The 13918-nt window shown below is 71.5% G+C and carries 13 protein-coding genes; 2 read left to right on the forward strand and 11 right to left on the reverse strand.

The genetic code is table 11. The annotated features are described in order from the left end of the window. Positions 1–40: 40 nt before the first annotated feature. From rlmB to AC156L_RS39920, 7 genes are all read right to left on the reverse strand, one after another. Positions 41–1012: a 23S rRNA (guanosine(2251)-2'-O)-methyltransferase RlmB gene (gene rlmB, locus AC156L_RS39890; protein ID WP_330882513.1), complete on the reverse strand. Its 972-nt coding sequence runs from the start codon at positions 1010–1012 to the stop codon at positions 41–43. A 4-nt stretch (positions 1013–1016) separates the two neighbouring features. Next, on the reverse strand, positions 1017–2411 hold the full coding sequence (gene cysS / locus AC156L_RS39895; protein ID WP_330882511.1) for a cysteine--tRNA ligase: 1395 nt from the start codon (positions 2409–2411) through the stop codon (positions 1017–1019). A 46-nt stretch (positions 2412–2457) separates the two neighbouring features. After that, entirely contained in the window at positions 2458–3105 is a 648-nt protein-coding gene (locus AC156L_RS39900) for an HAD family hydrolase (protein ID WP_330882509.1), read from the reverse strand. Positions 3106–3170: 65 nt separating this feature from the next. After that, the gene (locus tag AC156L_RS39905) at positions 3171–3557 is read right to left on the reverse strand and encodes a PPOX class F420-dependent oxidoreductase (RefSeq protein ID WP_330882517.1); all 387 of its coding nucleotides are present in this window, start codon (positions 3555–3557) and stop codon (positions 3171–3173) included. After that, on the reverse strand, positions 3557–4021 hold the full coding sequence (gene ispF / locus AC156L_RS39910; RefSeq protein ID WP_330882507.1) for a 2-C-methyl-D-erythritol 2,4-cyclodiphosphate synthase: 465 nt from the start codon (positions 4019–4021) through the stop codon (positions 3557–3559). The genes AC156L_RS39905 and ispF overlap by 1 nt, the downstream gene beginning before the upstream one ends. Then, complete coding sequence (gene ispD, locus AC156L_RS39915; RefSeq protein ID WP_330882505.1) at positions 4018–4710, reverse strand: 2-C-methyl-D-erythritol 4-phosphate cytidylyltransferase; 693 nt, start codon at positions 4708–4710, stop codon at positions 4018–4020. The genes ispF and ispD overlap by 4 nt, the downstream gene beginning before the upstream one ends. A gap of 28 nt (positions 4711–4738) precedes the next feature. After that, entirely contained in the window at positions 4739–5227 is a 489-nt protein-coding gene (locus AC156L_RS39920) for a CarD family transcriptional regulator (RefSeq protein WP_012782996.1), read from the reverse strand. 294 nt (positions 5228–5521) lie between these two features. On the opposite strand from AC156L_RS39920, the gene AC156L_RS39925 reads away from it, so the two are divergent. Further along, positions 5522–6289 carry a hypothetical protein gene (locus tag AC156L_RS39925; RefSeq protein WP_330882500.1) on the forward strand — a complete coding sequence of 256 codons (768 nt, stop codon included), beginning with the start codon at positions 5522–5524 and terminating at the stop codon, positions 6287–6289. A 202-nt stretch (positions 6290–6491) separates the two neighbouring features. After that, a complete protein-coding gene (gene radA / locus AC156L_RS39930; protein WP_330882498.1) occupies positions 6492–7865 on the forward strand; it encodes a DNA repair protein RadA in 1374 nt (457 codons plus the stop codon). 6 nt (positions 7866–7871) lie between these two features. Here the strand turns inward: radA and AC156L_RS39935 are convergent, their stop codons facing one another. The 4 genes from AC156L_RS39935 to AC156L_RS39950 form a co-directional block, all read right to left on the reverse strand. Continuing rightward, positions 7872–8003 carry a hypothetical protein gene (locus AC156L_RS39935; protein ID WP_330882496.1) on the reverse strand — a complete coding sequence of 44 codons (132 nt, stop codon included), beginning with the start codon at positions 8001–8003 and terminating at the stop codon, positions 7872–7874. 129 nt (positions 8004–8132) lie between these two features. Beyond that, positions 8133–10664 (reverse strand): trehalose-phosphatase, encoded by a 2532-nt coding sequence (gene otsB, locus AC156L_RS39940; RefSeq protein WP_330882494.1) that lies wholly within the window; start codon positions 10662–10664, stop codon positions 8133–8135. A gap of 50 nt (positions 10665–10714) precedes the next feature. Continuing rightward, positions 10715–12151: an alpha,alpha-trehalose-phosphate synthase (UDP-forming) gene (locus tag AC156L_RS39945; RefSeq protein ID WP_330882492.1), complete on the reverse strand. Its 1437-nt coding sequence runs from the start codon at positions 12149–12151 to the stop codon at positions 10715–10717. An 83-nt stretch (positions 12152–12234) separates the two neighbouring features. Continuing rightward, a complete protein-coding gene (locus AC156L_RS39950; protein WP_330882490.1) occupies positions 12235–13557 on the reverse strand; it encodes a threonine/serine exporter family protein in 1323 nt (440 codons plus the stop codon). Between the last annotated feature and the right edge of the window lie 361 nt (positions 13558–13918).

The following is a 13918-nucleotide window of genomic DNA, read 5'->3' on the forward strand; positions in this document are numbered from 1 at the left end:
CGGGCGACCGCCCGGCTGTGCGTCTGTTGTGGTTGTGCTGTTAGGCCTTGGTGGCTGCTCGGCGCCTGCGGGCTACTTCCGCCAGTACCACGCCCGCCGCCACCGAGGCGTTGAGGGACTCGACTCCTGCCGCCATGGGGATCGAGACCGTTTGGTCGCAGGTCTCCTTGACCAGGCGGGAGAGGCCTCGGCCCTCTGAGCCGACGACCACCACCAGCGGGCCCGTTGCCAGTTCCAGGCCGTCCACGTCCACGTCGCCGTCCGCGTCGAGGCCGACGATCATGAAGCCCTCGTCCGCCCAGTCGCGGAGGGTGCGGGTCAGGTTCGTCGCCATGGCGATCGGCACCTTGGCCGCCGTGCCCGCGCTGGAGCGCCAGGCGACCGCGGTGATGCTGGCCGAGCGCCGTTGCGGCAGCAGGACGCCCTGTGCGCCGAAGGCCGCCGCGGAGCGGACGACCGCGCCCAGGTTGCGGGGGTCCGTGACGCCGTCCAAGGCGACCAGCAGCGGCTGGTCGCGGGTTTGGCGGGTGAACTCCAGCAGGTCGTCCGGGTGGGCGTAGCTGAACGGCGGGACCTGGAGGCCCAGGCCCTGGTGGAGGGCGCCGCCGGTGATGCGGTCCAGTTCACCGCGGGTCACCTCCAGCACGGAGATGCCGCGGTCCGCCGCCAGGGCGACCGACTCGGCCACGCGGTCGTCGGAGTCGATGCCGATGGCGACGTACAGCGCCGTCGCGGGGATGCCCGCGCGCAGGCACTCCACGACCGGGTTGCGGCCCGCGACGGTTTCGGCCTGGCCCTCGTTCTTGCGGCGGGCCCTGGCCTTTTCGGTGTTCGCCGCCTTGGCCGCGTTCGTCGCCCGGCGGTAGGCCGGGTGGTTCGGGCGCTCTACGGCCTTCGGGGTCGGGCCACGACCCTGGAGGCCCTTGGACTTCTGCCCGCCGGAGCCGACGACGGCACCCTTCTTCGAACCGGGGTTGCGCATCGCGCCCTTGCGCTTGGAGTTACCAGCCACGAGCTCAGTCGTCCCTCAATGTCCACTGCGAACCGTCGGGGTTGTCCTCGACGGCGATCCCTGCGGCCTTCAAGCGGTCGCGCAACGCGTCCGCCCTGGCGAAGTCCCGGTCCTTGCGGGCCTGCAGGCGTTCTTCCAAGACGTGCGCCACCAGCGCCACGAGGGCCTGGCGGGCACCGGTGTCCGTGCTGGTGGCCTCGTTCCACTTGGGGGACAACGGGTCCAGCCCCAGGAGGTCGGCCATTCCGCGCACGCAGCCCGCGGCTTCCCGCGCGGCCTCGTCGTCACCCGCGTCCAGCGCCGAGTTGCCCTCGCGGACCTTGTTGTGCAGCGCGCCGACCGCGAGCGGGGTGCCGAGGTCGGAGTCCATCGCGGTGACGAACTCCGGGCACAGCTCCCCGCTGAGCGAGACGACGCCGGTCCGCTGGACGACGCGGCGCAGGAACGACTCGATGCGGCGGTACGCCGACACCGACTCCTCCAGCGCGCCCTCGGAGTACTCGATGGTCGACCGGTAGTGCGGCGTCACGAGGTAGTAGCGCAGCTCGGGCGCGCGCACCCGGTTCAGCATCTCCGGGATCGACACCACGTTGCCGAGAGACTTGGACATCTTCTCGCCGCTCATGGTGACCCAGGCGTTGTGCATCCAGTACCGGGCGAAGCCGTCGCCGACCGCCCGCGACTGCGCCTGCTCGTTCTCGTGGTGCGGGAAGACCAGGTCGATGCCGCCGCCGTGGATGTCGAACTCGCTGCCGAGGTACTCCGTCGCCATCGCCGAGCACTCGAGGTGCCAGCCGGGACGGCCCGCGCCCCACGGCGTCGGCCACGACGGCTCGCCGGGCTTCGCGCCCTTCCACAGGGTGAAGTCGCGGGGGTCGCGCTTGCCGCGCACCTCGCCCTCGCCCTGGAACACCTCGTCGAGCTTCTGCCCCGACAGCGCCCCGTACTCGGGGAACGAGCGCACCGCGAAGTAGACGTCGCCGCCCGCCGCGTACGCGTGCCCCCCGTCGATGAGCCGCCGCATCAGGTCGACCATCTGCGTCACGTGGCCGGTCGCGCGCGGCGCGTACGACGGCGGCAGGCAGCCGAGCGCGTCGTAGGCGTCCTCGAACGCGCGCTCGTGCGTGAGCGCCCACTCCCACCACGGCCTGCCGTGCTCGGCTGCCTTGGCGAGGATCTTGTCGTCGATGTCCGTGACGTTGCGCACCAGCCGCACGTCGGCGCCGCCGCGCGCGAGCCAGCGGCGCAGCACGTCGAAGTTCAGACCGCTGCGCACGTGGCCGATGTGGGGTACGCCCTGCACGGTCGCCCCACACACGTAGATCGACGCCGTACCGTTGACCAGCGGGTGGAACTCCCGCATGGACCGGGTCGCGGTGTCGTACAGGTGGAGGCTCACATCACGAATGGTACGGGCGAAGGCGTGAGCGGGGTGAATCGACCGCTCAAACGGGGATAATGCCGTGCTTCCGCAGCGAGTCGACCAGCGCGGTAGGCCGCTCGGCCGTCCGCAGCGGCTCGACGATCGCCACCCTGCTCCCCACCGCGGCGGCCCCGCCGTCGGCCTCCTCGCTGTCGCCGACCATCAGCACCTCGGACGGGTCGACCCGCAGCCGCTCGCACGCCAGCAGGAAGATCTTCGGGTCCGGTTTGATCAGCCCCTCCTCGTAGGAGAGGACGACCTCGTCGACCAGGTGGCTGACCCCGAAGCGGTCCAGCACGGCCCGGACGTTCCAGCCCGTGTTGCTCACCACGGCCACCCGCAGGCCTGCCTCGGACACCGTGCGCAGCGCCTCGACGGTGTCCGGGTACGCCCGCCAGTAGGCCGCGCTGACCAGCCGCTCGTAGAACGCGAGCGCCGCGCCCGGCTCGGTCAGCCCGGCGGCCCGGAGCGCGACGACGTGGACGTCCCGGTGCACCTCGGCGTCGAGGTCGCGCCGCAGCCAGAGCTCCTCCATCTCCGGCGTCAGCCCCTCGGCCACGCCGACCGGCGCGGTGAGCGCGCGCATCAGGTCGCCGTGCTCCTCCAGCGCGTCGTGTTCGAGGCGGAAGAGCGTGCCGGAGAAGTCGAAGAGCACCGCGCGGAGGGCCATGCCCCTCAACCTATGTTGGTCTGGACCATGTTGGGGAGCGTTTGTGACGGCTTCGGCAGGGCGACCTACGCGACGTGGCCGGTGACCTTCGTGGGCGTCAGGCGGAGGACGACGCGGACGTGGCCCTCGGGGGCCGGCTCGTGGTCCTGACCGGTGTACTTCCGGGACAGGGCGTGGCCGACGACCAGGCCCTCGTCCTCGGTGATGGTGACCGTGCCGCGGACCTCGGCGTACACCTCGGGGTCGGCGAGGTCGAAGACGCTGACGCTGGCCCTGGGGTCGCGGCGGAGGTTCCGCTCCTTGCGGCGGTCCTCGAGGGTGGAGAACAGCAGGTCGTCACCGTCGCGGATGACCCAGATCACGGACGACTGCGGGCTGCCGTCGGGGTTCGTGGTGCAGAGCACGGCGTAGTTCCGGGCGTCCAGGAGGGCGCGGACGGCGTCGTTGAGGATCACGCGACCACGACCAGCGCGGTCGCGATGGCGGCGATGCCCTCGCCGCGACCGGTGAGACCGAGGCCGTCGGTCGTGGTGCCGGACACCGAGACCGGGCCGCCGACGGCCTCCGAGAGGGTCGACTCGGCCTCGGCGCGCCGCTTGCCGATCTTCGGGTTGTTGCCGATGACCTGCACGGCGGCGTTGCCGACGCGGTAGCCGGACTCCTCGACGAGCCTGCGGACCTCCTTGAGGAGCGTCACACCGCGCGCGCCGGACCAGCGGGGGTCGCTGGTGCCGAACACGGCGCCCAGGTCGCCCAGCCCCGCGGCGGACAGGAGCGCGTCGCACAGGGCGTGCGCGGCCACGTCGCCGTCGGAGTGGCCCTCGCAGCCGTCGACGCCCTCCCAGAGCAGCCCCGCGACCCAGCAGTCGCGACCCGCCTCGACGGGGTGCACGTCGGTGCCGATGCCGACCCTCAAGTGGTTCCTCCGGTGAGCAGCGCCTCGGCGACAGCGAGGTCGAACGGTGTGGTGATCTTCATGGCGTTCGGGTGCCCCGCGACGGTGGTGACCGCCACACCGAGGCGTTCCACGAGGCCGGCGTCATCGGTGGCCCGCACGCCCGACGCGTGGGCGCGCAGCAGCACGTCGGCGGTGAAGCCCTGGGGGGTCTGCACGATCCGCAGCGCCGAGCGGTCCGGGGTGGCGACGACCACGCCGCCCGCGTCGACCTGCTTGACGGTGTCGGCCATCGGCAGCACCGGGATGACGGCGGGACGACCCGCCTCGACGGCCTCGACGACCCGCCGGACGACCTCGCCGGGCGTGAACGCGCGGGCGGCGTCGTGGACGAGCACGATCCGGGTGTCGGGGATCTCACGGAGTGCGTACTCCAACGCGAGACGAACGGAGTCGGTGCGCTCGGCACCCCCCGCAAGCACGTGCACCGCCCCGCCGGCCGAAGCCAGCGAGGCGGTCACGGTGCACATCGTGTCCACATCGGACGGTGGGGCAGCGACTACCACGTGTTGCACGCACCCCGCGTCGAGCAGGCCGCGCACGGCACGAACCAGAAGCGGAACCCCGTTGACCGGCACGAGCGCCTTGGCCATGCCGTAGCCGAGACGCTCACCCCGACCGGCCGCGGGCACGAGCGCGACAACACTCACGTCCGCGGTCCGAGTGGAGTTCGTGCGATCAGGACGCGGTAGCGAGGACCTCGTCGAGGAGGACCTCAGCCTTGTCCTCGTCGGTGCCCTCGGCCAGCGCCAGTTCGCTAACCAGTATCTGCCGAGCCTTCGCCAGCATCCGCTTCTCGCCCGCGGACAGACCGCGATCCTTCTCGCGCCGCCAGAGATCACGCACCACTTCGGCCACCTTGTTCACGTCGCCGGAGGCGAGCTTCTCAAGGTTTGCCTTGTACCGCCGCGACCAGTTGGTCGGCTCCTCGGTGTGGGGAGCACGCAAGACCTCGAAGACTTTGTCGAGACCCTCTTGGCCGACAACGTCGCGCACGCCTACGATCTCGGCGTTGTCAGCGGGCACGCGAACCGTGAGGTCGCCTTGTGCGACCTTCAGGACGAGGTACTTCTTCTCCTCGCCCTTGATCACACGGGTCTCGATCGCTTCGATGAGAGCGGCACCGTGGTGCGGGTAGACGACGGTCTCTCCGACCTTGAAAACCATGTGTCCTCTGCCCCTTTCGCTACCCCCATCCTAACACGCCGGGCAATCCCCTCACCGGCCTCCGGAGTTGGGTAATGGCTGGTCAGGGCCATGCGGGGGGTTGACAAACCACCTGTTGACGTGCCACACCTATGGTCGGACGCTCTCCGCTCACGTCCCAGGTGGGGCCGAACGCGCCCTCCGGGGCACCACGTTCGGCCCGTCCGACGCCACCCCGTTAGGCTCCTGCACCGGTGGTCGGCCCGGTTTCCAGGGCGGACCCTCTCGCCGTACACCAGGAAGGATCCTGCAGCCGTGGGTCGCGCAGAGCAGAAGTCCCGTCTCGCCGTCGTGGTCGCGCTCGCAACGGGCCTCGGGCTCGCGCTCGCCGGGTGCAGCGCGGGGCAGGTCACGCAGACCGACACCCAGGTCGCCACGGTCGACGGCGCCTCGGGCAACGTCGGCTCCATCGCGGTGCGCGACGCGCAGTTCGCCTTCCCGGTCTCGGGCCACGACTACCAGGCGGGCGACGAGGCCCCCGTCGTCGTGACGATCGTGAACAACGGCACCGACGCGGACAAGCTCCTCTCCGTCTCCGGCGAGGTCGGCACGGCCGAGCTGAGCGGCGACGTCGACCTGGAGCCGCAGACCTCCGTCGCGTCCCTGTTCGCCGACCTCGACCGCAGCGGCAGCGCCCACTCCACGCCCTCGGTGACCGCGACCTCCGCCCCCTCGGGCAGCTCGTCGGCTCCGTCCTCCTCGGCTCCGTCCTCCTCGTCCGACTCCTCGTCGACGACCGGGGCGCCGTCGACCACCGGATCGCCGTCCTCCGCCACCTCGTCGGTCACGGGCAGCAGCTCCCCGACCAGCGGCGTGTCGACCCCGGCCTCCAACCGGCCGACCTCCTCCGCCGAGCCCACGGTGCTCGGCAAGGTCCAGATCGTGGTCAAGCTGACCAAGGAACTCCGCCCCGGCCACACCGCGAAGGTGACGCTGCTGTTCGAGAAGGCCGGTCCGATCACCCTCGACCTGCCCATCGGCGCCGACCCCAAGCCCCGGCCCGAGGGCAAGACCGAGCACTGAGACTTGGCCGCGACTACGTCGCGGCGGCTCGGCCGCCATCAGTCGGCACGTCGGCCCCGATCTTTTTCGAGCAGGGCAGAGACTTCGTCCCTGCCCTGCTCGAAAAAAATGGGAACCGACCTACCGACGCGGCCTCGCGCTGGAGGGCCCCGTCCTCGTGGGCGGGGTTTTCGTGTCGGTGGGGTGTTCTACCGTCTCGGGTGTGCCAAACAAGGTTCGTGCCGCGCGTCCGCAGTACCGGTGTGCCGAGTGCGGGTTCGAGTTCGCCAAGTGGGTCGGTCGGTGCTCCGAGTGCCAGGCCTGGGGGAGCGTCGAGGAGCGCGGGTCGGCCACACCGCTGGCCCGGATCGTGGCCGGGGCGCCCACGTCCAGGGCGCGGCCCATCGGTGAGGTCGACATCGAGTCGGCGCGGGCCACGAAGACCGGCGTGGACGAGCTGGACCGGGTGCTCGGCGGGGGCATCGTGCCCGGCGCCGTCGTGCTCATGGCGGGCGAGCCGGGCGTCGGCAAGTCGACGCTGCTGCTGGAGGTCGCCTACCAGTGGTCGTCGAAGGTCGGCCGGAGCCTCTACCTGACCGGTGAGGAGTCCGCGGGCCAGGTGCGGCTGCGGGCCGAGCGGACCGGCAACCTGCACGGCGAGATGTACCTGGCCGCCGAGAGCGACCTGTCCGCCGTCCTCGGGCAGGTCGACGAGGTCAAACCCAGCCTGCTGATCATCGACTCGGTGCAGACCATGTCGTCGATGAACGTCGACGGCGTCGCGGGCGGCGTCAGCCAGGTGCGGACGGTGGCCGCGGGCCTGATCGCGCTCGCCAAGGAGCGCAACCTGCCGGTCGTGCTGGTCGGCCACGTCACCAAGGACGGCTCCGTGGCCGGGCCGAGGGTGCTGGAGCACCTGGTCGACGTGGTCCTCCAGTTCGAGGGCGACCGGCACTCCACGCTGCGGCTGCTGCGGGGCATCAAGAACCGCTACGGCGCGGCCGACGAGGTCGGCTGCTTCGAGCTGCGCGACGACGGCATCGTGGGCGTCCCCGACCCGTCAGGGCTGTTCCTGAGCCGCCGCGACCAGGCCGTGGAGGGCACGGCCGTGACGGTCATCGTGGAGGGCAAGCGGCCCATGCTCGGCGAGGTGCAGGCCCTCGTGGCGAAGACGAACCTCCCCGCGCCCCGCCGCGCGGTCAGCGGCCTGGACTCCGCCCGGATCGCGATGGCGCTGGCCGTGCTGGAGAAGCGCGGCAAGGTCAACCTGTTCCAGAAGGACGTGTTCACCGCGACCGTGGGCGGCATGAAGCTCACCGAACCCGCGGCCGACCTGGCCGTGGTCCTCGCCGTGGCGTCCGCGGAACGCGAGATCGCCCTGCCCGCCGACCTGGTGGTGCTGGGGGAGGTCGGCCTGGCGGGTGAGATCCGCCGCGTCAACGGCGTCGGCAAGCGGCTAGCGGAGGCGCTCAGGCTGGGCTTCACCAAGGCGCTGGTGCCGCCGGACGCCGGACCGCTGCCGGACGGGGTCCGGGCACTGGTGGCGCACGACCTCTTCACGGCGCTGGACGTGCTGGGGCTGAACAAGGGGAAGTGAGGCGGCCTACCGGCTGCTGGTGGCGTCCGGGCGGCCCTTGGGGGTCGTCGAGCGGCCCGTGGAGCGGCCCGTGGCCGAGCGGGAGGAGCGGCGGGCGCGGGTGGGGCGGAGCTGGTGGCCGTGGCGGTCGTCGTCCATCGCTGGTCCTCGCTTGCTCTCCGGCGTCGGGGTGGGCACCTCCCACACGGACCGGCGTCGAGAACGGTTCAACGGAAACGCCGAAGGCCCCCACGGCGTCGCCGTGAGGGCCTTCGGGACGAGCGGGTCCTACTCCGCCGACAGCAGCTGGGCGCAGCGGATCAGGCCCAGGTGGCTGTACGCCTGCGGGTGGTTGCCCAGCGAGCGCTCGGCGACCGGGTCGTACTCCTCGGGCAGCAGACCGGTGGGGCCCGCCGCGTCGACCATCTGCGCGAACAGCTCCTCGGCCTCAGTGCGCCTGCCGGTGAGCAGGTAGGCCTCGATCATCCAGGCCGCGCACAGGTGGAAGCCGCCCTCGTCGCCGGGGAGGCCGTCGTCGCGCCGGTAGCGGTAGACGGTCGAGCCGCTGCGCAGCTCGGCCTCGATCGCCGTCACGGTGGACTGGAAGCGCTCGTCCGCCGGGTCGATCAGACCCGACAGACCCACGTGCAACGACGCCGCGTCGAGGTCGTAGTCGTCGTACGCGGTGGTGAAGGACTGGGCCTCGTCCTTCCACCCGTTCTTCAGCACGTCGGTGGAGATCGTGTCCCGCAGGACCGGCCACGACGGGTCGACCGTGCGGCCGTAGGCCTCCGCCAGCTTCACCGCGCGGTCGATCGTGACCCAGCACATGACCTTGGAGTACACGTGGTGGCGCGGCGCGTGCCGCTCCTCCCAGATGCCGTGGTCGGGCTCGTGCCAGCGGCGGGCGACGGCCTCGGCCATGGCCTGCACCATCAGCCAGTCCTGGTCGGTCACCGAGCCGCGCGCCTCCGCCAGCGCCACGACGAGGTCGACCACGGGGCCGAACACGTCGAGCTGGACCTGCTGGTTCGCGAGGTTGCCCACGCGGACCGGGCGGGACCCGGCGTAGCCGGGGAGGGTGTCGATCACGGCTTCGGCACCGAGCATCGTGCCCTGCAACGTGTACAGCGGGTGCAGCCGCTCCGGACCGGGGAGCGTGGCGAGGACGCCGTGCACCCAGCCCAGGAACGCCTCGGCCTCGACCGTGGAGCCCACCGACACCAGCGCCTGGGCGGTCAGCGCCGCGTCCCGCAGCCAGCAGTAGCGGTAGTCCCAGTTGCGGATGCCGCCCAGCTCCTCGGGCAGCGACGTCGTCGCGGCCGCCATGATGGCGCCGGTGTCGGCGTGCACGAGGCCCTTGAGCGTCAGCGCCGAGCGCGACACCAGTTCGGTCTGCAACGGCGGGAGCTTGAGCGTCGCCGCCCAGTCCGACCAGTACGCGCCCGCGCGCTCCCGGCGGTCGGCCTCGCTGAGCGTGGCGTCGGACAGGTCGTCCGTGCCGCAGCGCAGTTCGAGGAGGACCGGGGCGCCCTCGCGCGGCCGGACGACCGCGCGAGCGGTCTCCTGGAGGCCGTCCGAGGTGATCTCCCAGTCGACGCCGGGGGACCGCAGCACCATCGGGTCGGACGTGCCGACCACGCGCAGGCCGTCGCGCTCGCGCAGCAGCCGCACGGGCACCTGGCCGAACTCCGGCCGCGGCGCGAACGTGATCACCGCGTTGGTGGAGCCGCTGATCCGCCGGACCAGGTCCGTGCGGTGCGAGGCGCTGAAGTGGTCCAGGTAGTCCGACACGAGCAGTCGGGACCACCGGGTCTCCACGATCATGGTTCCGGGCACGTAGCGCTGGCCCAGGGGCAGCGAGCCGTGCTCGGGCTTGATCGAGAAGTGGCCTGCCTCGGGGCCGCCGAGCAGGTCCGCGAAGACCGCGGCCGAGTCCGGCTCCGGGTGGCACAGCCAGTTGATCCGCGCGTCGGGCGTGACCAGCGCGACGGACCGCTCGTTGGCGAGCATCGTCAGCCGCTCGATCGGCACGGCCTGGTCGCCGTGCAGCCAGTTCCGCCGCTCCTCCAGGAGGAACGCCAGCACCGTGGCGACGTCGGTCGTGTCGTCGATCGTGTACTCGGCCAGGGACTCGCCCTCGCCGACCTTGATGCCGACGTCCGGCCCGGACAGCCGGGCGAACGCCTTCTCGTCGGTCACGTCGTCGCCGACGAAGACCGCGGCGGTCGCGCCGACCCGGTGGCGCAGCACGTCGAGGGCGTGGCCCTTGTCGGTCTGCACGACGGCCAGCTCGACGACGGCCTTGCCCTCGGTGACGTGGACGCCGTCCCACGTGCACGGCCCGGAGCGGACCGCGTCGAGCACGGACTGGCCGATCGAGGCCTCGGCGCGGCGGACGTGCACGGCGATGCTGGCGGGCTTGACCTCCAGGCCCACGCCCTCGTTGCCCGCTACCAGCTGCTCCAGCTCCGCTTCGAGCCTGCGGTGCAGCGCCTTGGCGTCGGCGTCGAGCGCGTGCACGAAGCCGACGTCGAACTCGGAGCCGTGGGATCCGACCAGGTGCACCTCGGACGGGAGCCGCGAGAGCGTCGCGAGGTCCCGCAGGGCGCGGCCGGAGATGACTGTCGTGGTGGTCTCGTGGAGCCCGGCCAGCGAGCGCAGCGCACCCACGGACTCGGGCAGCGGGCGGGCCTGTTCGGGATCGGCGACGATCGGTGCAAGTGTCCCGTCGTAGTCGCACGCCACCAGCAGTCGTGGGGTGCGAGCCAACTGCACGATCGCTCGGCGCAGGTCCGCGGGGAGGGCCTCGGCGGTCAACGCCCCTCCTCAGTCTCTTCGATGGGACAGGTCATGTGGTCTGAAGTGGTTCAGATCGCGGTCTGCGTGCCTAGAGCTTCGAGGAACGACCGCGCCCAACGGTCGACGTCATGGGTCAGAACTTGGCGTCGCAGGGCGCGCATCCTACGGCGGCCTTCGGCGGGGTCGATGGTGAGGGCGGACTCCAGGGCGTTCTTGACCCCGTCCAGGTCGTGGGGGTTGACCAGGTACGCGCTCGTCAGTTCCGCGGCTGCTCCGGCGAACTCGCTGAGCACCAGTGAACCACCGAGGTCGTACCTCGTCGCCACGTACTCCTTGCAGACGAGGTTCATGCCGTCGCGCACCGGGGTCACCACCATGACGTCGGCCGCGCTGAAGAACGCGGCCAGCTCCTCGCGGTCGACCGACTGGTGCAGGTAGTGCACGACCGGCCTCCCCACCCTGGCGAACTCCCCGTTGATCCTGCCCACGATCTGCTCGATGTCGCCCCGCATCTGCTTGTAGTGCTCGACGCGCTCGCGGCTCGGGGTGGCGAGCTGCACCATCGCCACGTCCTCCGGGTCGATCCGGCCGTTCTCCAGCAGCTCGTGCAGCGCCCGCAGCCGGACGTCGATGCCCTTGGTGTAGTCGAGGCGGTCCACCCCGAGCAAGATCTTCTTCGGGTTCCCGAGGTCGGACCGGATCTGCTTGGCCCTCGCCTGCACGTCCTTGCGGCGCGCCAGCGAGTCCAGCCCGGCCGAGTCGATCGAGATCGGGAACGCGCCCACCCGCACCGTGCGGTCGCCGACCTGCACGACACCGGGCCGGGTGCGCACGCCGACCGCGCCGCGGCTGGGCTCCAGGCCGACGAGGCGGCGGGCCAGCCAGAGGAAGTTCTGCGCGCCGCCGGGCCGGTGGAAGCCGACCAGGTCCGCGCCGAGGAGCCCGCGGATGATCTCCGTGCGCCACGGGAGCTGCATGAACAGCTCGACCGGGGGGAACGGGATGTGCAGGAAGAAGCCGATCTTCAGGTCGGGTCGCTGCTCGCGCAGCATCGCCGGGACGAGTTGCAGCTGGTAGTCCTGCACCCACACCGTCGCGCCCTGGGCGGCGACCTTCGCGGTCGCGTCGGCGAAGCGCTGGTTGACCCGCGTGTAGGCGTTCCACCAGTGCCGGTGGAACGCCGGGGGCGCGACCACGTCGTGGTAGAGGGGCCAGAGGGTGCCGTTGGAGAAACCCTCGTAGTAGTCCTGGACCTCGTCGGCGCTCAACCGCACCGGGTGGAGCTGGAGGCCTGCCTCCTCGAACGCCTCGACCTCGGCGTCCGCGACACCGGGCCAGCCGATCCACGCGCCGCTGTGCGTGCGCAGGAACGGTTCCAGCGCGCTGACCAGTCCGCCGGGGCTGTGCTTCCACCGCTCGGTGCCGTCGGGAAGCCGTTCGAGGTCGACCGGGAGGCGGTTCGCCACTACCAGGAAATCCGCCCCGTTCTCGCCAATGCCGCTCACCGGAAACGCGCCTCCTGTGCTCGATTCGCCCAGCCCGAGGGTAGAGGGCCGGTACCTCGGGGAATGCCCTCCCGTCGCGGCCGTCACACCGAGTTCACCCGACTCGACGCGGTGCGCGTCGTCACGAACCGCCGTTCGAGCAGGCTCAGCCCGCTGCGCACGGGCCGGGCGAGGTGCTCGCCGAGCACGACGCCACCCGCCAGGGCCAGTGCGACGCCGGTCGCCAGCACGAGCGTCGACAGGCCTTCGGAGTCACCTTCGGCCGTGAGCTGGTACAGCCCCCGGTAGACCGTCCAGCCGGGCAGCAGCGGCGTTATCCCCGCGACCGAGACGACCAGCGTCGGGATCCTCAGCCGCCGCGACAGGACCGCGCCGCCGAACCCGACGAGCGTGGCCGCGACCGCCGAGCTGGTGATCGCGTTGGTCCCCGTCACCGCCAGCAGGCCGAACGACGTCGTGCCCACCGCGCCCGCGACGGCCGCCACCAGCAGCGCCCTCGGCTGGGCGTAGCTCGCCATCGCGAAGAAGAACGACGTCGCCGAGCCCGCCGCGAACTGCACCGGCACGTCGGTGATCAGCGCGGGCAGCGGTTCGGCGATCGAGGTCCGCACGCCGAACTGGACGCCCGCCCGCAGCGCGAGCGCGACCCCGGAGATCAGGCCCGCGGTGAGCAGGACGATCTCCATCGTCCGGCCTGCCGCGGTGACGTTGTAGCCGCTGATCGCGTCCTGCACGGTGCTGACCAGCGACAGGCCGGACAGCAGCACCACGATGCCCACCGCCACCAGCAACGACGGCCGCACGGTCGGCAGCAGGTCCGTCGCGTACATCACCAGCGCCACCGCGGTCGCCAGCCCGCCGCCGACCACCTGCTGGAAGAAGAACGGCAGGTTCCGCCGGTTCAGCAGCCGCCCGACCCGGTCGATCACCGCGGTCACGACCGCGGCCAGCAGCGCCAGCAGCAGCCCGCCGCCCACGAGCACCGCGACCGCCGCCGCCATGCCCGCCCACGCCGCCGTGGCGACCCAGCGCGGGTACGGGTGCGGCGCGGTCGTGATCCGGTCAAGCTCGGCGTAGGCGTCGCGGGCCGTCGCCGAGCCCGCCTTCATCCGGCCGATCAGGTGCTCCAGCTCCGCGAGCCGGGTGAAGTCCAGGCTCCGCGAGCGCACCACCCGCAGGGTGGTGATCGGCGCGGCCTCGGTGCCCCGGTGGCAGCACACCGTGATCGCGGTGAAGGTCACATCCACCTCGGTGTGGGGAAGGCCATACGCGCCGGTCACGTCGATGATGGTGGCCGTGACGTCCGCCGCTCCGACGCCACTGGCCAGCTGCGCCTCACCGACCCGCAGCGCCAGGTCCAGCACCAGGTGCACCGTCGCCTCGTCCAACGGCTCGGGGCCGAACACCGCCGTGCGCTGTTCGTGCTGGTCAGTGCCGATTTTCCGAGTTCGGCGCAGCCAGGCGGGGCGTGCACTGCCGAGGCCCACCCGGAGCCACCTCCTCTGATTCGTCCCGTGGGGGATCGAGTCGCCACGCCCGACCGTTGCACATTTCGGTCTGTGTCGTCGGACACCCCTGAACGGATTACCCAGGCAGGGGGATCCGGTCACGCAGAGTTGATCATGGAGTGGTAGTGGTCAGGGGGTCTGTGCAGGGATTTCACGTTCTTCGGGAGACCTCCGAACGTGGCCCGTGACTCCATTCGGAGCAGTCGACACGCACCTGGTCCACGACGTTCGCCGCAGGTGACAGCCCCTGTGGGCGCTT

This window comes from Umezawaea sp. (assembly GCF_057122925.1).